Consider the following 21,443-nt stretch of genomic DNA (forward strand, 5'->3'; position numbering starts at 1 on the left):
CTAAAAACTAAAGTTAGGGTTATAAACAAAAAAATCCCCGAGCCAGTTTTAGCCAGCAAGGGGAGTGGATTATCAGGGTGCATCTACCAATACCTTGTACTAGATTAGACCTATAATATCCGGGCAATTTAAGTAAAAAATAAATTGAGTCAATTTTCATAAAAAAATCCTCGTGCCAGTTTTAGCCAGCAAGAGGAGTGGATTATCAGGGTGCATCTACCAGTACCTTGTACTAGATTAGACTTATAATATCCGGGCAGTTTAAGTAAAAAAATTGGTTTATATACACAAAAAAAATCCCCATGCCATTTTGAGCCAGCAAGGGGAATGGATTATCAGGGTGCATCTACCAATACTTTGTACTAGATTAGACCTATAATATCCGGGTAATTTAAGTAAAAAATAAACTGAGTCAATTTTCATAAAAAAATCCTCGTGCTAGTTTGAGCCAGCAAGAGGAGTGGATTATCAGGGTGCATCTACCAATACTTTGTACTAGATTAGACTTATAATATCCGGGCAATTTAAGTACAAAAACAAATTGTTTTATATACACAAAAAAAATCCCCAAGCCAGTTTGAGCCAGCAGGGGAATGGATTATCAGGGTGCATCTACCAATACTTTGTACTAGATTAGACTTATAATATCCGGGTAATTTAAGTAGAAAAAAAATTGTGTTTATATACATAAAAAAATCCCCAAGCCAGTTTGAGCCAGCGAGGGGAGTGGATTATCAGGGTGCATCTACCAATTTAATATTCCAAAATTATTAATAGTTTTCCGGACGAATTCTTCTAATAGTTTGTTAGTCTTTCATATTTATTAATTAGTCAGTTCTCATAGATTTGCGAGTCAGTTACTCGGAAGTAGAAGAATGTGAAGACCAGATGTAAAGGTTTCTCACTTCCAAGTAGCATATCAACTGACTTGCAGAATTCTACTGTATATTAAAAAAAACCCTAGTGGGTGGCAGCCAGCTAGGGATTTTGATGATATCAGGGTGCATCTATCAATATTTGTTCTAATATGTTGCAGTATTGTCCGGACAAATTTACCTGCATCTCTACTAATTATTTAGCAGCAATATAATTTAATGAATTAACTTAAATATAAAAATCAATAACTGGCATTCATTGTCAGGCTGTGGAGGTTGTACTCAGAAAAATACAATAAATATTCTAGATAAAATTGTAGTAGAAGATATATTGAACTACCACGTTGAGAAACATTCATATTTCAGGATGCATCTTAGTAATTGGAAAAAGCAAAATATCAATTTGAAACATAAAAGTTTCATACCAGGCAAGGTAGGCAAACAGGAGAAGTTGTGACCCAGGAATTTCATATTTCCGTAACCCCAGTAGGGCAGAATGACTACTTGGTGCGGACGGAACAAGTCGCGCCTGGGGTGCCATTAGCAGAAGAACTGGTTTCTTGGCCAGTTGCTGACTGGCTAAGTGCTGCTGCACATCTGATGAACGACCCGTTAACTTCAGTTTTACAAGGAGATGTGATCGCTAGAAACTCCGTGAACTTAGTTGCTTTGGGTCAGCAATTTTATAATGCACTGTTTCAAGGCACTCTCAGGGATAGTTGGATTACTGCCCAAGGTATTGCCCAAAATCATCAAAAGATATTGCGTTTACGTTTGGGCCTCAAAGATAATAAATTGGCCAGCCTTCCGTGGGAAGTGATGCATGCAGGCGATCGCCCCCTGGCAACAGGACCTTATGTGGCATTTTCTCGCTATCAAAGCGGGATTGGTATGAGTTCCCGTTTGTCAGCGAAAAATATACCCATTCCTTCTGAGGACGGTGGTATAAAAGTTTTAATGGTCATTGCTTCTCCTACAGATAAAGTTCGCCTTGATCAACTGAAACAAGAAGCAATTAAGCTGCAGGCTGAATTACACCGTGGTGGAGAAAGTAGCAATCATTTGCCGGAAATTCAACTTACCCTATTACAACAACCAGGGCGAGAAGAACTAACTCAAGCCCTAGAACAAGGAAGATACCATATTCTCCATTATTCCGGTCACAGTAATGTTGGTCCCAATGGCGGAGAAATTTATCTTGTTAGTAGCAGAACAGGGCTAACAGAAACTCTGACTGGAGATGATTTGGCTGGTTTACTTGTCAACAATAATATCCAAATGGCAGTGTTTAACTCCTGTTTGGGAGCCTACGGTGTTTCATCCGCTCGAAATAGTGAAACCGGCGAACGCAATTTAACGGAAACTTTAGTTAAAAGAGGTATCCGGAGTGTTTTGGCAATGTCAGAACGCATTCCGGATGATGTAGCACTCAATCTGACACAACTGTTTTACCGTAACCTTTCACAGGGTTATAGTGTGGACTTGTGCGTATCTCGAGTGCGCCAAGGTTTAATTTCCACCTATGGTTCTCACCAAATGTATTGGGCTTTGCCAATTTTATATCTCCAGTCAGATTTTAATGGCAATCTCAATGGTCTTGATTCTCCTTCCAATGAATTTATCAATGAATATAATCCGGTTTTAAGTGCAGCACCCGCATCTTACTCTGAGAAAATAGATGAATCAGATATTCCTGCAGTCCCTTTGCCGATTGATGATTTAATTTCCTCATATGAACCAGAAGAATCTTCAGGTTTGGATTGGCTAGGAGAAGATACTTGGGGTGACCTGGTTGATGACGTTGAATATAATGATCCCTCCTATGCGGAAGACTCCGCAATTGTTTCTGATTTGTTTCGCCAATTGGATGAGCAAGCAGCAACGGAACAACCCATGATGAACGCTGAGTTAATCCAGGAGTTTGGTGATGATACCTCTCCACAGCAACCTTACTCTGCAAAGCAACCCGTAAATGATAAAGCTGCAGGTAATATGCAAAATAATTTCAGTTTTATTTCGGGTACTGATAACAGCTTTGAACAAAGACCAATTTCTCAAATAGCTTCTTTGGGAACTGAAGAAGTTGCAAAATGGAATGAAGTAGCTGGTTTAGAAAAAGTAAACCAAGATATTACCCACAGCGTTCAATCTTCACATATTAATCGAAAAATTACTGGCTCTAGACATACTAATTCTGCTGTAGTTAACTTCAAGCACTTTTTTAAAAAGAATTCATGGTCTGCTGTTGGTGCACTTAGTGTTACTGCAATTACACTTGTGACTTTAAGTTGGTTATGGCGAGGGGAAGATAAATCTAATTTACAAAGTCTCCCTGAAATTGGTGAACTTCGAAATGAGACAGATCGTGGTCGCGAACGACCCAAAATAAATCTTAAAGAAGATGCAACAGGGGTTGTGACTCAGTATGCGATCGATAACTTAAATCGGGGAGAGCTGGAAGCAGGTTTACAAGCTGTTGAAGAATTACTCAATCGGGGAACCCTAAGTAAGGCTCAAGCAGTTTTAAAATCAATACCCCTACCGCAAATTGAGAATCCATCTGTCAATTTTTTACGGGGTCGACTAGCTTGGCAATTTATGCAACAACGAAATACTCGTAGTGGTTACACAGTAGATGATGCACGTCGTTATTGGGATAGTGCAGTTAAAGCAGACCCGAATTCATCTTTGTATAAAAATGTTGTGGGATTTGCTTACTATGCGGAGGGTAATCTGAATAGAGCAAATGATGCTTGGCTTCAATCATTGAGTTTGGAAATTCAGCCAAAGAATCGTTCTAGAGCTCCGAGTAGTGCAAATTCTTCTGGTGGTAAACAAAAACTATCCAATAATGCTTTGCAAGCTTACGCAGGATTAGCTTTGGGTTTTTATAAAGCAGCCTCATCACAACCCCCTGGTAAACGAGAGCAATATCTTAATGAAGCAATTAAAATGAGAAATACCGTACTTGACCACGATCCTTTGGGATTTCAGGTAAATGAACTAGGGAAAAATTGGTTGTGGACGGATAGTGCGATTAGAGATTGGCGAGCTATTTTGAGGTTGAAATATCAAGAATAATCTAAATTGAATTAATTTTGATTGAATTAAATTGAATCGAAGATTCCCGAACACTTGAAATATCTCAGTTACTTGGTATCTTTTAAAGGACCGAGAAAAGTTGGTTGCGGGCGGGTAATGTGAACTTCCCACAATGCCTTTAAGGTAGAAAATTTTTCTCTCAATGAATAAAACATCACATTTCTAAAAGGATATACTTCCCAATCAGGAGTACCTAAGCCAATGGAATTTACATGCAGACGATTACAAAGATAGACTGCGCGAGATAAATGAAATCTTTGAGTAACTATAACCGCTTGCTCAATTCCAAAAACTTTCTTGGCACGGTAACAACTTTCATAGGTACTAAAACCTGCACGATCAAGAGTTATATCCTCTGGTGATACACCAAGTTTTACAGCATAATCTTGCATAGCTGTGACTTCATCATAATCCTCACGGCTATTATCACCACTCATTAGTAGTTTTTCTACACGTCCTTGCTTGTAAAGTTTTGCTGCTGCTGAGACGCGGTCAGCCAGCATAGGTGTAGGAGTACCATCGGGAAATATGCCGGCTCCAAGGACAATTGCTATGGGTTTTGAAGTAACTTCGGAATAATTATTATAACGTCGGCTACTAGTAATTAAACTTACATATAAATTTAATCCAAAAGCTATACATATTGTACTTAAAAATAATAAAACAATAGAAAATCGCCAGTGCAACCAAAACCATTTAGGTAGCATACATTTATTTAAGTTCAAATCAACTGATTTAAGGTATGAATATATACTAAGTTATTGATTTTTATTTAACTTGAAATATTAGTATTATTTGCAATTCCAGTTCAAGAACATTATCTAGAGAGACGACAAACTTCTACTCCTCTACCATTTAAAGAACCTTGCATACCTATGCTAACAGCTTTTACCCTTTGTTTGGGCGTACCATGATGGTGTCTACTACCCCAAGCATAATCTCCAATACTGTAAGCAAAAGTCGCTATTTCTCGAATATCTTTTGCGTCAAAAACTATATCAGGTATCAGACCCAAATATACTCCAGCTAAACAGTCTGCTTGTAATTCTGTGAATGGGGAATATTTGGGGGTAAATCCATGTGCTGTTTGCATTGCATGGGCGTATTCGTGGGCAATAATATAAGCCAATGCTGCATCCCCATACCGGTAAGCCATGCGGATATCTCGTCTCATGATGTAAACGGTATGATCCAGTTTGCAATAATGGCTGCTGTGAATTCGTCCGCAGCGAGTGGGAGAATTTTCGCGAATATTCCAAATTAATCTAGGAGTAGCTTTATAACCGTGAATCTTTTGGATTCCAGAATACACCCCATCTACTACAGCTTGGGGGTGCAACTCTCTCGCTTGGACTGGTAATGTAGCGAAAACATAGCCCAAGCTAATTGCTGCTGCAGTTAACGACTGTAATATTTTCATTTAAAATACTTTGTGATTTTATATCTCCCCTATAAGATATTTCACACAAAACTCAGTCTTTTCTGAAAAAATCATTTTAATTTAATTGAAAAAAATCGGATATTTGTTGGATTTGGTAAATAAATATAAATTAATAATTTACATCATGCGTAAATCAGAAAAAACTGGAGTGATTATTTTTGCTTACACACTTAGTTTTTACTTGGTTGAAAAATTCTAAAGATTTACTTGACGGTGATATTTCGCGATCGCTAAAAATTGCCTTCTGTTTTTTATGAATGCTTCTCATGTGCTTTTTTACAGTATTAGGTGTAATTTCTAGTTCTACAGCTATTTGCTTATAGGTGTAATTAGCTCGGGAAAGTAACCAAACTTGAGTTTCTCTTGGTGTTAGTCCATAAGCTTGGGCTTCTTCTACTGCAATATTTCTCATTTCTTGATAGCGATCGGCAAGTGTGAGCAGTAAACAAGGATTTTGGAGAATTGTTAACTGAAGCCATCGGGCTTGAATATATAATGCTGTAGAATTGTCAGTTAAAATTTCTGATTGAATGAGCCAATGTTGTTCTGGAAATAAATGACGGCTATGGATTAAAGACTGACATAAGTGCCAGATTTCTTGAGGAACCTGGGTTATTGAATTATCTTGATTCAGCTGACGTAAAATTCTCAAAGCATTTTTATTCGCATAAATAACTTCCCCATCTATTCCTAGAATCAAAATACCATCTACTAAGTCTTCAACTATCGTTGAAATTAATTCTGTTGAGTCTAAGTTATCAACTGTAGGTAAAGAAGATATTTCTGTCACAGACTTAGTTTTTCTGTAATCAGCAATTAAATGATTTGACTTATTGCTTTGCATCACCCTGTTCCTTGATAATTCTCTGCTGGATTTACAGCTAGCTTTAACTCGCAGCATTGACGCACTAGATTCAAATTCTAGAATTGCGGTAGAAGTTTAGATTATGAATATGGATGTAGTGAAGTATTGAATATCTTGATTTACAATCAGTTTTAAATATTTGCCTACAAACTTAATTATTCATTTTTGGGAGAGAATTCGCTTCGTCCCACACAGTTGATTAAGAATGTGAGCAGTTGTTAACTGATATCCCAGTAAGGAATAAGCACCATAATGGACTGGAATTTTTTTATCCACAAGTAAATATGCTTATTTAATTTGAAGTATAAGTTACTAAATAAACCATGCAAATTACTCTATTTGCTAAACTAGGTTTTTAGATTCTTGCTTTATTGAGGGTTATTATAGTTAGTTATCAAGAGTTTTTACTGATACTTCAAGAATCTATTTTTGCATCATCTCTAAAGAGATCAATCAAAAGAAAGTAATTATTATTACTACTATGGATTTTACTTATTTTACTTGCCTTCCCTTAAAATTTCATTTTCTAAACATCTTATAAATACCAAAATCACTTATGCTCTATCTAAAATATTATTCTGTAGTTATGAGTGTTTGGTGTTTATTCAGACAAGTGATTTTACTATTCAAATAATGTTACTTTAAACTTAATGTTTAATTTTGAGGAATCTGTGAACAAGTATATATAAGCACTATATAGTCTATTTTCACATCGATTAGTAAATAATTGTCAGCTATCTAATTATTTTCAGATTTATATTAAATAATCAGAGCTATATATTGGTATTGCAGGAAATTTTACGTTAGTAGCAAGTTATAATTTCCGCAATTTTGAGCAGAATAATAGTTTCTTACCAACAAGTAATGTTTTTATAGTTGTAAGCAAAGTCAGCTTATGCAACACGTTAGTTTAAGACAAAAAATACACCTGTGATATTTTAAATCAAAATACTAAATTCACTTATAGAGACGCGAAATTTCGCGTCTCCAAATAGTTTTCCTGATATCACTTGTATAGTTTGTAAATCAAGATTTTGTCGCATATTTGCCAAAAAAGGTTAATTTCAAGTTGCAGATTTACACATTTACTAAGTTGTATTATTTATCGAAGAATTTAGTGTGGCTCGAATTTTTACTTAGTTTTCTCGTAACTCTAGAAAATTAATGTACTCTGCTTGCATCATCTCATAAAAAGATGGGTAGCGATCAGCACCTGGAAGCCAGTTAGCAAAAAACCAAGCTTCCCATTCTCCCTCTGTATTAATGACCTGGGGATTGAGTAGGTATATAGCAGAATCACCTTCTTGACTAATTTCTAGAACTGTTTGCAAGTACTCAAGTCGTAGCTTACTACAATCCTGAGTTTCTCCATAGGTAAAATATTCCGCATCGGAAACAAAGGGAATAATTCTACGATCTTCAGAACCATTAGCAGTGATATTTCTATAGTTTGTTGTTAAATACCCGGAAATAAAGTTATCAATCCAAGCTTGATGTCTGAGTGGGAACCACTCCAATTCCTCCGTGGACCAAAGGCGTTCAATAAAAGGTGTTGTTTGACGCCAACCGTTGCTCACTTTCAGAAACTCGCGGTAAGAAGGTGGTAATTTTACTTTCAAGCGAGTTTCAGCGTGATTTATTTGCTCTTCCGTAGCACCTGGATAACCCAACCAATTAGACTCTATTACTTCTTGCGGTAATCGATATCGCTCTTCTTGTAGTGACTCAATTAATTCATGGCTCCACTGTCTCAAGAAACTTTCCCAGTTGAAAGTACTCATTACGGTTTAGTTTAAACAACTTGAAGCAACTCCACCTCCAAGAAAGCTGGAGGAGCAAGTTTACCTTGCAAAGTAATCAGTATTTGTAGGCGATAAATGCCTTTAGGTAAACTAGTTTCCGGTAAAACACTATTATAAGAAAATTGGTTTTCAACTAGAGAAGTAGGCAAAGTTTCGCCAATGATAGTAACTCTTCCTGTAGTGCGATCGCGAGCATAAGCTTGAATGCGATAGCGGGGTGGATATGGGGTAACTTCGGGTGAAATTGTTCCTGAAATTTTCCAAGCAACCTCCAAAACAAAGGGTTTGTTACTGTTAAGGGAACCAGGAAAAATCTCTAAGTTACTTACCAAAGGTACTTTTGTTTGTGGTGGTTGTAGCACACGTAATTGCTCGAACTCAATTCGTAATGGTTTACCTACCACTGCTTCTAGTAAACCTGACGTAGGTTCTGGAGAAATAATTTCATTTAATTGTTCTTGCAGCCAGTTTGATAGTTGTTCGGTTTCAATTCCTGACCAAATAGTCATCTGAACGCTATTCTGTTGACTTACCACCGTGCGTTGTTCGGTTTGCTCTGCTGTTGTTTTACTTTGAAATTCCACCAAAAAAGAGGCTAAGGAATTCCATTCTTCTGTATTATCCTCCACAGTTGCGTTGCTTTCGTCGTTTGCGTTATTTTCCTCAATTACGTTACTCTCATCAATTAGATTACTACGATCACTGTTGTTACTTTCCTCACTGTTGTCACTTGCTGTTACTTCTTGTGAGGATGAGGACAGTAATTCTTGAGCCTGGAGGATCCAATCACTAATTTCACTACGATTAATTACCTGCTCTGCAGCTTGTAAACTGGACTCGATTTCCTGGACTGAAGCAGTGGCTAAATCAGCAATAGTATTAATACCAATTGTCGCTAACAATTGTTGTCTAACTGTTCCAATTCCTCTAATGATTGTCAGATCGCTCTGTTGGTTATCCCTTTCTTCGGAGGAATTACCTGTAGGTGACTCATCAGTCATCACTACTCTCCATCACATTTGATTTGACATTATTTGTTTATTTTTATGATTGAGAGAAAAGCTGGCAGGAAAACTTTTCTTTTACCTGCCATTTTCTTTTACCTGTCAAATTAGCTATTTCGTTCTATGTTGTAATCCGGATTGTAAAAACAAAATAGTTTATTTACTCGTAGCAAAATTTAGAATGGTTCATAAACTTGGAGATACACTCTTGCCACATAACCAGCACCAAAGAGGAACTGAGCACAGGGATGATCGCAAGGACCTATATTTGCTACTGCAGCAATTACGTAAAACCCTTCTGTTAGACCTGCACTATCAGGAGTACCTTGATAAACAACTTCGTATTCAAATACGTCCTTTTTGGTTTTTACATAAGCAATTAGGTCTTTTTCTGTTGCTTTATGACCGCAGCCTTCAGCACAGAAGTTGACTTCGATCTTAGCTCCTAAACAAAGCAGCAGTCTGGTGAGGGAAGTATCATTAAACTTAATTTTTACCCTGGCTTGAAACTCCTCATTAGTGGCAATAATATATGGTGAGTTACTAAGAGCGACTTCTAGAGGAGGTGGAGGTGGTTGATCCGAACCACCTACCTGCAGACCGGACATTTCGAAGAAAACTGGACCGAGAATATTTTTCGAATAAGTTTCTGTTGCTGTATATTGAACAGGTGGTTGCGCTGCCATAATAATATCCTTGCTTGTTACTAATACTGCATCGGATGAATAAATCAATAACGCTATAAGCTTTGTAAAATATGCTTTTTAAGCTCGTTTACTCCTGACTTATCATCTTGTTTTCATCATGGCAAAGCTAACCAAAGTTGAAAATTACCCTGGTGGGATACCATTATTCCTCTACTTAAAAAGGCTATGAATTGGCAAAAAATACTATATATTTTTAGTTTTTAGGAAATAATTAGTATTCTTAAAAATAGCAATCAACTTGTTTTTTTGAAGAGATATTATATTTTCAGCAGCAACGAAAATAGGAGCGAATGCGGGTTCAATGCTACAATTATCAACTAATTACTGATTTTAGTAATCATCAATAAAGCATCTAACAGTATCCTTAAGGGGTACCATTAATACGTAAGATTTAATATAAGTTTACATATTTTTCTATTAGAGATAACTTGGGAAATAACAAATAAGAAGCTAAACATAAAGGTTTGCTTCCCATTTACTCTTGTTTTCAGATATTTTTTTCAGGTAAATATTTACTTTCCAACAGCAGGAGTAGCTAAATCGACTTTTAATCTGTTAAACATCGTTTCTCGAGCTTTCATCGCCAATTTATCTTCTAATGGTTTGAGTGTGATCGGTTGCTGATACTTTAAGCGTAATGCTGTTTGAATTAGCCAATCAGCAACAAAAGGATTTTTTGGTAGTAGTGGTCCATGGGAGTAAGTTGCGATCGCATTTTGATAGAAAGCACCTTCGGTTCCATCTTCTCCGTTATTCCCTAACCCGTAGATCACTTTTCCTAGTACTTCTACCTTTCCTCCTTGTGTATTTACCCTGGTGCGTCCACCATGGTTTTCAAAACCAACCAGATAAGGAGTAGCTCCTCCCAATATTTCTTTTAATTCTTTAGCTAAACGGGAAGCTGTGACTTCGATGACTAAATTACCAATGCAGCGCTTAACGTCGTCACCAGGGTGTACTGATACCATGTCCAATATTCCCAAACCTTCAATACGCTTTCCTAAGCCTGGTTCGTAATAATGTCCTAATAGCTGTGGTGAACCACAGGTAAATACACCGGGAGTTCCACTATCGAGTTTTTCCCGCATGGCGTCAGCTTTTGCACCTTGCAAGTCGCGCATGACAATTTCTTGTTGACGATCCTGGGCTCCTCCACCAACAATTACATCAACTGATTTGATATCTTCTGCTGTAGCATTTTGGTCTAAGGCTTGAATCCTGACATTATATCCCCGCCATTGGGCGCGACGTTCTATAACGATAACGTTACCCCGGTCTCCATAGGTACTCATTAATGTGGGGTATAACCATCCAATAGTTAATTCTAGTTCTTGATTAGCCATAGATTTGATTGAATAAGTTTAAAGGTTTAAAAGTTTTAATAAGCAGCAATAAAGCTCACGTTGATTTTTGGCACATTAATGTATAGCGTTAAGCTGCACCATTAGCTACCAGATGTTTAGGTTTTGTTGATAGGATTTTTTGATTGATTTACGGTCGTAAGACACGGTGCATGTCTAAAACAGGAGGGGCGATTTCTGTCTGGCTCAGCATATCGTGAATTTGTCCTCGGTGATGTGTCTGATGATTAAAAAAATGTGACAATAGCATATCAACCGGATCGGTATAAACCTTATTCTGATTATTTACGTAGCTTATTGTCCCGGTCAGAAAATCTTGATTTAAATGAGACATGAAATTTTCTATTTTCTCATCTTCTAATACACGTATTTTCCACAATTCTTCAAAGTCATCATAGAGAATAGCCTCAAGTCCGGTAGAAGACATTTCTTGACCTGTAAAGCGTCCCATCCAAATTCTGTCACCAATGAGAATATGATTGAGTGTCCCATAAATACTTGTGAAAAAGGCTAGCCTTATTTGTTTCAGTTCTTTGTCTGAAAGCTGGGAACATGCACCATATAACTTGTAATTCGCTAAAGTATTATATCTTGCCAGCATTTTAAAATGTTGTATCAACATACTCTTTTATTAACTGTATTTTTTCGCATGCAGTACTAAGTTTTACAATGTGTCAAGTATAAAAAAATATGTATCAATGAGTTTGAATGCCAATTTTTTGTGGTTATCATGAGCAGTGGCGATAGAAGAATTTTGTAAGTAAGGAAATTGTGAGTTAACAAGTTGTGAGTTAACAAATTGTGAAATAACAACTGTGGACTAACAAATTGCTTATCTACGCCTAGATTCTATCTAAATCAAGCAAAAACATTTTGTTTGACTAGCTCTAAAAAGTTAACTTTTGAGCAGCAATTTTCTTTTTTACCGCGCGGTTTATAAACATTAAAACTCTTTTTGTTTAGTTGTAAACACCACGATTATTCAGGGAAAAATAATGGATTGCAAAACAGCCACTTTGGTCTACCAAACTGAAGATCATTTAGGAAATATCCGCAGAATTTTTCCAGAAGCTTGGAAGTTTTTAGAGGAAGTATCTTTTGCTTACGTCCAAAGTAAGCCGGATAATTTTGATTCAGAAATTAGAAAATTGGTTGGTGAACAGCCTTTTAAATACAGAATGGTTCACCGCGATGATAAAGACCAGTTAACTAAAGATTTGGGAGATTTACTAGGCGATATCACCTCAAGATTGCTATTAGAACAACATTTTTCCAAAGTAGTTGGTCAGTCAGTTTATTTCAGCACTATTTGCTGTAATAGTCATTTAACTGCAGACCACGAATTAACTTTGGAAGAAGTTTTACCCCTACAGTGTGCAGCAGTTAAGTTGCAGTAATAGGGGATGGGTAATTGGTAATTGGTAATTGGTAATTGGTAATCGGTAATTGGTAATTGATAACTTGTTACTCATTACTCATTACTGTGCGCTTACGCGCCCCGCTGCGCTAACATTACTCATTACTTATTACTTAATTACTCTTCCCCAAATCACCTTATCTTCTTCCCTGTTAAGATTTCTCGCACATCTAACATCGCTGTATATGTCGGTAAGATGTGTAACGTCTCATCATCTGGGGTGTTCTTTAAAGCTACATCAATTGCTTGTTTTAAGTCCTGTTGGATTATTAGATTTAACTTACTGTCAGCGGTGTTTTCGCTGTAGCGCAGGCGTAAAGCCATATCGTAAACGCGATCGCCACTAACCACTAAAGTTCCACCACGTTCGACCAGTTTTTCAGTATCAACATCCCAGATCCAAGATACGTCTTCACCATCCTGTACTCGGTCGTTAAGTACCAGCAGGGTGGTTTTATCATTACTTTGGGTAACTACGCGAATGGTTTCATTAGTCCCAACAGGGTTTTTGGATAATAAAATTCTTACTCGTTTACCATCTATTTCTAATTCTTCTGCGCGTCCAAATGCTGCTTGGAAAGTTGGAATTGTATCGTGGATAGTTTTTTCATCAATTCCCAATTCAACAGCAGCGGTTGCTGCAGCTAAAGTATTGTATTTGTTATATAAACCAACCAAAACTTGTTCCCATTCTTGGCTATTGAGGGTGGGTTGACTTTTACTGAAACCACAACTAGGACAAGTAAAATCTCCCAAATGGGATAAGTACACACCTTGATAATCTAAAGAATGTCCGCAACGGGGACAGTAAATTGAATCAACTGCATGTTGGATTTTTTCTAAATACTTTTTGGGTTCACTTAAACCAAAAAATGATACTTTTTGCTTCAACTGCTGACCGAGGTAGCATAAAGTGGGATCGTCAGCATTAGGAATAACTACCGTATCTGCAGGTAAGGTAGAAATCACCTTTGTCCAGCGCTTGCTGATACTATCAACTTCCCCATAGCGATCGAGTTGGTCACGAAATAGGTTTAAACAAAGAATAATTTTTGGTTGAATTGGAGTAAGTACTTTGGGGACAATATTTTCATCTACTTCCAAAATGGCATAGTCTACATTTAAATCGCCAACAGAATTTGCACTCTCCATTAAGGCTGTAACTAAACCATTTTCCAGATTTGCACCCGTTGCATTATGTGCAACTCGATACCCTTTACGTTCCAAAATGCTTCTTAATAGTAGGGAAGTAGTAGTTTTACCATTTGTCCCAGCAATCAAAATTATTCCACTTTTTACCTGCTGACTTAATAATGTCAAAAGCTGCGGTTCAATCCGACGAGCGATAGAACCAGGTAAAACTGATGCTGCACCTAAACGTAGCGATCGCACAAAAAAGGTGACACTTTTAGCGACCGATACCGCCAATCCCAATCGCAACTTATCTGCAAATTGAATATCTTTTCCCACTTTACGTACTCAATTCAAACAATAGTTGTTAGCTTATAGTCTTTTGAATTAGAAACAGGATACTTAACTGTGCTTTAAGCAAAGCTTTATCCCTGATTTGGGGTAGATGTACCAGTAGTACGTTCTACATTATGAATCGGGCATGTCTTATAATAAGCGCGAGTTTAACGAATCCCCACTCAAAAAGCCAGTCTTCACATCACAAAATTTATTTGTCATTGTTTCTTTTAATAGGGAACAGAGAACAGAAAACAGTTAACTGATAACTGTTAAACGTTATCTTAAAAGTTGATGAATAGTGGAAGTAATTATATTTCTACCGATTAGTTCCCTAGTCAGTACAGTTCAGCATGAAAATATCAAAGCAAAGGTTGTTTTAATGATTCAAGTCAGGTTGCAATTCTTACGTCGATTTATTTGTAGATTCCGGCAGTTTTTGTTGCTTTTCTCAATATTATTTTCTCTGCTCGTCGTCTTTACTCAGCCAGCATTTGCAGGTATTGATGATGACAGGTATGACGGTAATATTTTTGTCGTGTATGCCGGAAATGGTTCTTTAGTACCACCACAAGCTACCTTGGCACAAGCCTTAGCAGAACATAAGCCTGCAATCCTAACTTTTTATGTTGATGATAGCAGTGATTGCAAAAAATATGCGATCGTTGTTTCCCAAGTTCAAGCTTACTATGGTAATGCGGTAGAGATTATTCCAGTAGATGTAGATACCATTTATCAGAAAAAAACCTATAGCCCTAATGAACCAGGTTACTACTATACCGGTGGTGTTCCCCAAGTTGTAGCTTTTAATAAGGCTGGAGATGTCATCTTAAATGAGAAGGGTCAAGTACCTTATGAAAAAATAGATGATGAATTCAGGAAAGTGTTTGATTTACTACCTCGCACTGAGTCGGCAGAACTAAAGCGGCGCTCATTTAATGAGTTCAGTAGCGAATTAGCGCAATAATTTTTTGGACAGGCAAGTCAGTCTGTCCCCTTATTTTTTAGTAATATTAGATACTACATCTTAGTGGTATTCGAGAGATAATATTGTTATGTTTTGGTAGATTTAAATAAAAGTTGACTGGGAAAACAATAATTTATTGGACAATAAGTTTAGCTGGTTTATATAGCTCAATACCCAATGACAGATAGAGTGGGATCTGATGTCAAAGGTTTATAATACTGACGATTTAATTCAAATTTTGGCTTCCGAACGCCAAGCTTGTCTTAAAGGAGAACGATTGAAGTTAGAGGTTACTGTTTCTGGTAATCCCGTAATCGATCAGTTTATCAGAACAGATGGACTACAAAAATTTACCGCTTATCAAGAATTTAAAGCCGCAATTCATGATTATCAACGGGAATACCAAGTTTCTGGAATTATTGTACAGGAAGTAAAGGTTAAAGGTAAGACCTTGCGCTATCCTGAAGTTCATCCTCAATTAATTGCGATCTCCGATGACTTGGAAATTCTAAAAGAAGCAAAACAATCCATCCTGGAGTTTTGGGAACGAGTTTCCCCCGGGATGGATTTATATTTGAGTTTTAATAGTGGTAAACAATATCAACAAATTAAGCAAGTTGATGTAGATAGAATTATTCTCAGAACTGAATGGGCTAGTTTAAATGCTTTTGAAAAGTCTGATTTTTTGGAAATAATTTTACAATTAGGTTGGGGTAAACCTGATGAAGCTTGCTATCAAAGGGGATTTCCTGCTTCTGGTAGTGAATTCATTCATGCAGTAAATCCCGGAAATTTACCAATCGGCTGATTTATTGATTTGTAGCGATAATAGATATAGATATTTTAGAATTCAGGATCGGGAATTATAAATTAGGATTCAGGAGTCAGGAGTTAAAACTACTCTCATATTTAATTTTCAATTTTTTCCTGGAGAAAACCAACTAAATTTTGGAGAAAAGATTGACTCATATTAGTTTTACTTACAGTATCGAGTTCTGTTCCTAACTTTGAACTCGTAACAGAACTATTTTCCTGTCTTCTTGTTTGAGATAATTTTGAGTATGATGAATTCACTAAATTTTGAGTACTCAAATTTTGAGTATTTTGCTGGTATTGAAGTTCTTTTACTTTGTTTTCTGTGTCTTTAGTTTCTGTAACTTTACTTAAAGCATCTGTTTCAGAAAAAACTTTTACTTTATTATTACTGCTATGGTTCTGCAGCTGCTCCCCTAAATTATCCCTACTTCCAAGACTATTACTACCCTTTAACATAAAAACTTCTTCAACTAAATTACTAACAATTAGTCGAAAAGCTATTTGCTGTACTTTTTCCAGAGGAAACTTAAGTTCTTCAGATATTTTCTGTACAGATGAACTACCATTAGCATATTTCCATACTTGGGATTCCTTATACTCTAAGCGGATTTTCGGTCTTTCTTGGGTCTTAGCCAAAATGCTAGAGGTTGGATCTGGTAGTTTAGCTGATAGCTGATTCCACTCTTCTAAATTGCGCAAACCCATAAGCGTAGCTTCCGTTGCAGGTATACTTAAACCGGTCATTTCTGCTAATGGGAGGGAAGAATTTGCTTCAAAATTGAACTCTGCATTATTAAGCTCAAATAAGGGTGAAATTTTTTCAGTTACTTGAGCGCGAAATAAAAGCATTAACTGCTCTGCTTTGACTATTCCTTGAGATTTGAGGTACAAACCCATTGTTGTTTTAGTGGAAGAATGTTCCTCAAAATCCTTCAAAGTTAAGTTACTCTTATTCCAGCCTCGCTTGGAAAGTATTGATATTAAACCCTGATTATCTAAAGACTCAGCAGCAGCTAATATACGACCCTGTTGCAACCAAATATAATGAGTTTCAGTTATTAAATTAGGATGTAAATTATTAGAACTTGAGTCAGTGGAAGGCGAATAGTTAGATGGTAAATAGTTAGATTGTGAATGCTTAGATTGTGAACTATTAGAATTTAATTGACGAATTGTTAGTAAACCAGTCTTATATCCTTCTTCTAAAAACCGAAATAACTCTGGTAAAGAAAATTGTGATAAATAACCAGTAAATGCCATATCTTCCCTTATCAAATATCAATAGTTAGTAATTATCCTGTAATTGTTCAATTTTATACTATGTTATTTAAGTTTTAATGTAATTAAAGAGTCTTGATTAAATAGTATAAAAATAGTTTCAGTATTTTTGATTTTATGACTCTATTTTTATGACTATACTTTTATGATTTTATCTTTATGGATTTTTTGATGAATTTCTAAATACTAAATTTTTGCCAATCTTTGTAACGAATAAATTAGCAAACAACTAAGACTAAAATCATAACTAACTGTGGATATAGTGTTAGTTATTTGCAATCAAGAATAACTTCTAAATTATCGAGCCAAATTATTCATCCAAAGTATCAATTTTTATTATTAAGTTACTTAGTTAGGTCAAACAAAAAACAAAAATATAACTTAAATTTATCCCGAGATAGACGATGCTTCCTTCTTTGAATTATTCATATAGTGCTGTACTAGAGTCATAATTGTTTTTGCTACAGATGATGTTTCTGTTGGATTAACACTGACAATTGGTGGTCTGTTATGTTCGTGTATGTAGCCAAGAGCAATCGCAACATTTTCTTCAGTCCAAGCACCCGGACAATCAATATGGGTTAAACCAATAATCATTGGGATTTGCGCTTGTTGATTCATGTAGTTGATTACACGACGGGCGTAACGGAATTCACTCGGTCTATGAGCCGCGACTAACAATACATAAGCATGGGCTTTGCGGATTAACATGTCCCACATAAAGTTAAATCTTTCTTGACCAGGTGTACCATAAAGGTGTAGTGCCATATCAGAACCGAACTGTAATCTTCCAAAGTCAAAAGCAACCGTAGTTCTCTGTTTGAGTAATGCTGTTTCATCTGTTGCGTGGCGATCTGTATCCACGACTTCTATTTCGCTAACCGAACGGATAAACGTTGATTTTCCCGCACCCACAGGTCCAGTCACAACTAAACGCATTATTTCCATATACTTGTTTAATTAAAATAGATGACAAATTTAGCTGGTATTTTTTAAAGTCAAAAAAAACAGATGGGACTGTTCCCGAGAAAATATATTTGGATCTTCCTGGGAACTTAACCTTCGCGCGAATTATTAATATAAAACAAGAATCACTTGGGCAATATACTACATTAAAATCAGCTTAAGTTCTGAAACAAGACGTTTAATTTCTAACATTAATAAACCTTGTTTAACCGAGTGACTGGCTAGTACTAAAAGTAAAGCTTCCTCACCACAGTTAGTCAGTACTCCAATTCCCCGGTCCCCTTCAACATAGATACGTTCTGTAAGCCCTCTATCCAATTCACTTCCAATTCGCTCTCCTAAAGATAGCATCGCCGCTGACATTGCCGATACTCTTTCATCATCCATACCTGGAGGTAAAGCTGCAGCAAGGGATAATCCATCAGGAGTTACAAGGGTTGCACCTTGAATATCATTGGTACCGCTGACAAAATTTTGCAAAATGTTTTCTAACTTGGCGGAATTAATTGCCATTTTCGATAGCCTCTTGATTTTCCATTAATTGAATAAGAGTATTTATTTCTATATTTAATCTATGTTTGCAATCTGAATAGTTAAATCAATTTAGTATTTAAGTAGTGTGTTTCCGGTATTGATTATCCTAAAACAGAAAATTCAAACACGTCATGACTACCTCCGCGCAATACAGATTCTACTTGTTTGCCTCGCAAGCGTTTACCAAATACTTGTTCTAAAATTCCCCAAACTGCACCTAATGTGAACGTACATTTGCGCATAGAGCCTTGGGGTTCAGCGGCAGAACACAATGTTTCAGAAGCAATAACTCTAATAATATCGCCCTCAGAGATGATTTTTTCTACGTTACAAAGACGAAATCCATCTTTACCGAGCACACTTTCAATTTTACTGGTAACTGTGTCTAAAGAGCTTGATAAATTTGCTAGCTCTAATTCTTTTGCTAGCTGCTTACCTCGCGAACGACCAGCAGCTGTTAAAGCAATAGCAGTTGCTTTCTCTCCTAGAGCTTCTTCCATCCCCACAACTGCGCTTTTGTAACATACGACGGAGCATAAATCTCCTAATTCCGGACGTGCCATTAAAAATAATACTCCTTGTTTATAGCAGCTCGCATTTTCGATTATCTAGAGTACAATCTTCAACGCCAACAGAGGTTACACTTATAACTAAACTTGTCATTTACAGTTGCAGTTAGTATTTTCACTGAAATTCAAGCTTGTTACTGTAAAGTAATTATTCCATAACAAATTACTTTTTAATACCAATGTAAATCGATTTTATTCATTTATTACTTGGACTATAGATGTAATATTATTTATTCAGATTCTTAAAGCATTTTCTAAGATATAGATTGTTGGATTATGCTCCAATAAACAATCTTATGCATTCGATAAAATATTGAAAATTATATTTTTTTCTATTTATCAATAAAATAGTATCAAACACTACAATAAATATTATGTATTTAAATTATGTTTTATGAATTGATTTTGATCGTATTTTCCCTGAATTAATTCAGTGGGATAAAATATATGAACTTGACGTTTTTAATTATACTGAAAACCCCAATAAAATGAAAAAATAGTAGTTTTTGTTACCTCTGAATTCCATGGACGAAGGGGCTAAGTTATGGTTTGTTTAAACTTAGCTTGACAGAAAACAAAGTTTAGTAGCTAAAAATAAGTAGCTAAAAATCCTATTGATTTCCGGGTAGTTACGGCAGAATAATATGCTGTTCTTCTGTACAATGTGTAAAACTCCCACAGTTTAGTAGCGGGAATTCAGTTTACCGAGTTAGAGTTACTATGCTGCTTGTGGCTGTTTACTGCGGCACGCAGATTATTATCATGTGCTGATAGAAGTTGATTGCTAGCTTCTTTTCCTAAGCCAGTCCAATGCATTAATAGGGCTAACTTGACTCGCTTTCCACTGCGACCTAACAAAACATTAGCAGTATCGCGAGTTAAACCAGTAAGGTCTTGTAGAATTCGCAAAGCACGGTCGTGTAATTTCTGATTTGTGACTGCAACATCTACCATGCGATTACCATAAACTTTGCCTAAACGTACCATTACACCAGTAGAAAGGATATTTAAGGCTAGTTTTGTTGCTGTACCTGCTTTAAGGCGAGTGGAACCTGCTAAGATTTCAGCTCCGGTTAACAGCCGAATATCAATATCTGCTGAACTGGAAACTTGATCTTGGGGGACGCAAGTCATAAAAATTGTTGTTGCTCCCACAGCACGAGCTCCATTCAAGGCTCCGAGAACGTAAGGAGTTGTTCCACCTGCTGTAATACCAACTACTACATCTAGTTTATTAATTTGGTATTCGCCAATGATTGCTTCTCCATCTTCAGTGTTGTCTTCTAGTTGTTCGGAACTGCGTCTGAGTGCTTTGTCTCCACCAGCAATAATTCCCTGTACTAGTTCGGGAGGAGTACAGAAGGTTGGTGGACATTCAGATGCATCTAGTACTCCTAATCTTCCAGAAGTACCCGCGCCGATGTAAAATAATCTGCCACCCTGACTTAAATTTTTGGCAGTGCGATCAATGGCTTCTGATAATTGTTTCTTTGCGGATGCAACAGCTGCAACAGCTTTTTCGTCTTCCCGATTAAATAGCTCTACTAATTCTTCTGAACTAAGTAGATCTAAATTTAAACTGTCAGAATTAATCTGCTCTGTCAAAAGATGTCCGCGTTCGTGCAAGTTTGTCATCTACCCAATTATAATTTTTTCGAAATGGTTAATTTAACGGTCGTTTTTCTTCTGCAGAATCACCTCTGACCGCTGGCGATTATGATGATTGAATACATAATAAACTACATAATAAATTACAGTAATCCTTCCAGTTTGCGGCGAATCTTGTCAAGCTCGGCTTCCGACATTTCACCTGCTTGTGGACTTTCATTGTCTGCTGACTCTTCTGTTTTTGTGGAACTTTCTTCTGGCTTATCTGCTTCCCAGTCAGTTTTTTCTACGTTAACCTCTGGAGGAAGTACCAAAGAACCATTCGCGGGGACTAGCTCTGATTCGTAACCGGAACTGGCACAGAATTCATCTATTTCTTCAGAGTCAATTTCTTCCACAGTGGGTGAAGGAAAGTCTTGTGCTTCTAGCATCAATGCAAAACGATTTGCATCATCTTCTGATTCAAACATTAGCACCTTATCACGATCGCCAATGCGAATTGTATGAATTCCTTCGTTTTCCGTTCCTGCATTGAAAAGTAATACAAATACACGCATGGGTCTTATCTACCTTTCTTTTTGAATTTATTCATATTAAAGTTCTAGGTTGTAGAACTCAGAAAGTCGAGGTTAAACGATCGCTTTCCTGATATTTTCCTGACTCG

Annotated in this window: 19 protein-coding genes; 4 read left to right on the forward strand and 15 right to left on the reverse strand. The window is 36.6% G+C overall.

All coding sequences use genetic code 11. The features are described 5' to 3' along the window. The first annotated feature begins 1,328 nt into the window (after positions 1–1,328). Entirely contained in the window at positions 1,329–3,956 is a 2,628-nt protein-coding gene (hetF, locus tag QNJ50_RS18600) for a cell division protein HetF (RefSeq protein ID WP_300637934.1), read from the forward strand. A 68-nt stretch (positions 3,957–4,024) separates the two neighbouring features. On the opposite strand, the gene QNJ50_RS18605 is transcribed toward hetF, so the two are convergent. From QNJ50_RS18605 to QNJ50_RS18640, 8 genes are all read right to left on the reverse strand, one after another. Beyond that, positions 4,025–4,684, reverse strand: a complete 660-nt coding sequence (locus QNJ50_RS18605) for an ElyC/SanA/YdcF family protein (protein ID WP_300637936.1) — start codon at positions 4,682–4,684, stop codon at positions 4,025–4,027. Between the two features lie 110 nt (positions 4,685–4,794). Next, complete coding sequence (locus QNJ50_RS18610) at positions 4,795–5,397, reverse strand: neutral zinc metallopeptidase (protein WP_300637938.1); 603 nt, start codon at positions 5,395–5,397, stop codon at positions 4,795–4,797. Positions 5,398–5,551: 154 nt separating this feature from the next. Continuing rightward, on the reverse strand, positions 5,552–6,262 hold the full coding sequence (locus tag QNJ50_RS18615) for a helix-turn-helix transcriptional regulator (protein ID WP_300637940.1): 711 nt from the start codon (positions 6,260–6,262) through the stop codon (positions 5,552–5,554). 1,157 nt (positions 6,263–7,419) lie between these two features. Beyond that, positions 7,420–8,064, reverse strand: coding sequence for an SMI1/KNR4 family protein (locus QNJ50_RS18620; RefSeq protein ID WP_300637942.1), 645 nt, complete (start codon positions 8,062–8,064; stop codon positions 7,420–7,422). Positions 8,065–8,075: 11 nt separating this feature from the next. Then, a complete protein-coding gene (locus tag QNJ50_RS18625; RefSeq protein ID WP_300637944.1) occupies positions 8,076–9,086 on the reverse strand; it encodes a DUF4332 domain-containing protein in 1,011 nt (336 codons plus the stop codon). 179 nt (positions 9,087–9,265) lie between these two features. Continuing rightward, positions 9,266–9,775 (reverse strand): hypothetical protein, encoded by a 510-nt coding sequence (locus tag QNJ50_RS18630; protein WP_300637946.1) that lies wholly within the window; start codon positions 9,773–9,775, stop codon positions 9,266–9,268. 533 nt (positions 9,776–10,308) lie between these two features. Then, complete coding sequence (locus tag QNJ50_RS18635) at positions 10,309–11,139, reverse strand: type 1 glutamine amidotransferase (protein WP_300637948.1); 831 nt, start codon at positions 11,137–11,139, stop codon at positions 10,309–10,311. 148 nt (positions 11,140–11,287) lie between these two features. After that, positions 11,288–11,779: a DinB family protein gene (locus QNJ50_RS18640; protein ID WP_300637950.1), complete on the reverse strand. Its 492-nt coding sequence runs from the start codon at positions 11,777–11,779 to the stop codon at positions 11,288–11,290. Between the two features lie 373 nt (positions 11,780–12,152). Between QNJ50_RS18640 and QNJ50_RS18645 the strand changes: the two genes are divergently transcribed. Further along, on the forward strand, positions 12,153–12,554 hold the full coding sequence (locus tag QNJ50_RS18645; protein WP_300637952.1) for a hypothetical protein: 402 nt from the start codon (positions 12,153–12,155) through the stop codon (positions 12,552–12,554). A gap of 152 nt (positions 12,555–12,706) precedes the next feature. Here the strand turns inward: QNJ50_RS18645 and QNJ50_RS18650 are convergent, their stop codons facing one another. Next, positions 12,707–14,044, reverse strand: coding sequence for a Mur ligase family protein (locus QNJ50_RS18650; RefSeq protein ID WP_300637954.1), 1,338 nt, complete (start codon positions 14,042–14,044; stop codon positions 12,707–12,709). 379 nt (positions 14,045–14,423) lie between these two features. On the opposite strand from QNJ50_RS18650, the gene QNJ50_RS18655 reads away from it, so the two are divergent. Then, complete coding sequence (locus QNJ50_RS18655; protein ID WP_300637980.1) at positions 14,424–15,008, forward strand: thylakoid membrane photosystem I accumulation factor; 585 nt, start codon at positions 14,424–14,426, stop codon at positions 15,006–15,008. 199 nt (positions 15,009–15,207) lie between these two features. Continuing rightward, complete coding sequence (locus tag QNJ50_RS18660; protein WP_300637956.1) at positions 15,208–15,816, forward strand: hypothetical protein; 609 nt, start codon at positions 15,208–15,210, stop codon at positions 15,814–15,816. Between the two features lie 101 nt (positions 15,817–15,917). Here the strand turns inward: QNJ50_RS18660 and QNJ50_RS18665 are convergent, their stop codons facing one another. The 6 genes from QNJ50_RS18665 to QNJ50_RS18690 all read right to left on the reverse strand — a co-directional run bounded on the left by QNJ50_RS18665 (position 15,918) and on the right by QNJ50_RS18690 (position 21,336). After that, positions 15,918–17,084: a DUF4388 domain-containing protein gene (locus QNJ50_RS18665; RefSeq protein WP_300637958.1), complete on the reverse strand. Its 1,167-nt coding sequence runs from the start codon at positions 17,082–17,084 to the stop codon at positions 15,918–15,920. Positions 17,085–17,489: 405 nt separating this feature from the next. Then, positions 17,490–18,050, reverse strand: a complete 561-nt coding sequence (locus QNJ50_RS18670; RefSeq protein ID WP_300637960.1) for an ATP/GTP-binding protein — start codon at positions 18,048–18,050, stop codon at positions 17,490–17,492. Positions 18,051–18,209: 159 nt separating this feature from the next. Further along, positions 18,210–18,581 (reverse strand): roadblock/LC7 domain-containing protein, encoded by a 372-nt coding sequence (locus QNJ50_RS18675; RefSeq protein WP_300637962.1) that lies wholly within the window; start codon positions 18,579–18,581, stop codon positions 18,210–18,212. Between the two features lie 122 nt (positions 18,582–18,703). Next, positions 18,704–19,165 (reverse strand): hydrocarbon-binding protein, encoded by a 462-nt coding sequence (locus QNJ50_RS18680; RefSeq protein ID WP_300637964.1) that lies wholly within the window; start codon positions 19,163–19,165, stop codon positions 18,704–18,706. A 702-nt stretch (positions 19,166–19,867) separates the two neighbouring features. Beyond that, positions 19,868–20,806 (reverse strand): N-acetylmuramic acid 6-phosphate etherase, encoded by a 939-nt coding sequence (gene murQ / locus QNJ50_RS18685; RefSeq protein WP_300637966.1) that lies wholly within the window; start codon positions 20,804–20,806, stop codon positions 19,868–19,870. Between the two features lie 116 nt (positions 20,807–20,922). Beyond that, complete coding sequence (locus tag QNJ50_RS18690; RefSeq protein WP_300637968.1) at positions 20,923–21,336, reverse strand: DUF3110 domain-containing protein; 414 nt, start codon at positions 21,334–21,336, stop codon at positions 20,923–20,925. Between the last annotated feature and the right edge of the window lie 107 nt (positions 21,337–21,443).

The sequence above is a fragment of the Mastigocoleus sp. MO_188.B34 genome (genome assembly GCF_030065675.1).
In the GTDB taxonomy this organism is placed as follows: domain Bacteria; phylum Cyanobacteriota; class Cyanobacteriia; order Cyanobacteriales; family Nostocaceae; genus Mastigocoleus.

Bases quoted from the DNA above. Each gene is read 5' to 3' on its own strand.
- QNJ50_RS18675 (WP_300637962.1), bottom strand. From the start codon at position 18,581: ATGGCAATTAATTCCGCCAAGTTAGAAAACATTTTGCAAAATTTTGTC.
- QNJ50_RS18640 (WP_300637950.1), bottom strand. From the start codon at position 11,779: ATGTTGATACAACATTTTAAAATGCTGGCAAGATATAATACTTTAGCG.
- QNJ50_RS18605 (WP_300637936.1), bottom strand. From the start codon at position 4,684: ATGCTACCTAAATGGTTTTGGTTGCACTGGCGATTTTCTATTGTTTTA.
- QNJ50_RS18660 (WP_300637956.1), top strand. From the start codon at position 15,208: ATGTCAAAGGTTTATAATACTGACGATTTAATTCAAATTTTGGCTTCC.
- QNJ50_RS18665 (WP_300637958.1), bottom strand. From the start codon at position 17,084: ATGGCATTTACTGGTTATTTATCACAATTTTCTTTACCAGAGTTATTT.
- QNJ50_RS18680 (WP_300637964.1), bottom strand. From the start codon at position 19,165: ATGGCACGTCCGGAATTAGGAGATTTATGCTCCGTCGTATGTTACAAA.
- QNJ50_RS18610 (WP_300637938.1), bottom strand. From the start codon at position 5,397: ATGAAAATATTACAGTCGTTAACTGCAGCAGCAATTAGCTTGGGCTAT.
- QNJ50_RS18690 (WP_300637968.1), bottom strand. From the start codon at position 21,336: ATGCGTGTATTTGTATTACTTTTCAATGCAGGAACGGAAAACGAAGGA.
- QNJ50_RS18635 (WP_300637948.1), bottom strand. From the start codon at position 11,139: ATGGCTAATCAAGAACTAGAATTAACTATTGGATGGTTATACCCCACA.
- QNJ50_RS18655 (WP_300637980.1), top strand. From the start codon at position 14,424: ATGATTCAAGTCAGGTTGCAATTCTTACGTCGATTTATTTGTAGATTC.
- QNJ50_RS18620 (WP_300637942.1), bottom strand. From the start codon at position 8,064: ATGAGTACTTTCAACTGGGAAAGTTTCTTGAGACAGTGGAGCCATGAA.
- QNJ50_RS18645 (WP_300637952.1), top strand. From the start codon at position 12,153: ATGGATTGCAAAACAGCCACTTTGGTCTACCAAACTGAAGATCATTTA.
- murQ (WP_300637966.1), bottom strand. From the start codon at position 20,806: ATGACAAACTTGCACGAACGCGGACATCTTTTGACAGAGCAGATTAAT.
- QNJ50_RS18625 (WP_300637944.1), bottom strand. From the start codon at position 9,086: ATGACTGATGAGTCACCTACAGGTAATTCCTCCGAAGAAAGGGATAAC.
- QNJ50_RS18670 (WP_300637960.1), bottom strand. From the start codon at position 18,050: ATGGAAATAATGCGTTTAGTTGTGACTGGACCTGTGGGTGCGGGAAAA.
- QNJ50_RS18630 (WP_300637946.1), bottom strand. From the start codon at position 9,775: ATGGCAGCGCAACCACCTGTTCAATATACAGCAACAGAAACTTATTCG.
- QNJ50_RS18615 (WP_300637940.1), bottom strand. From the start codon at position 6,262: ATGCAAAGCAATAAGTCAAATCATTTAATTGCTGATTACAGAAAAACT.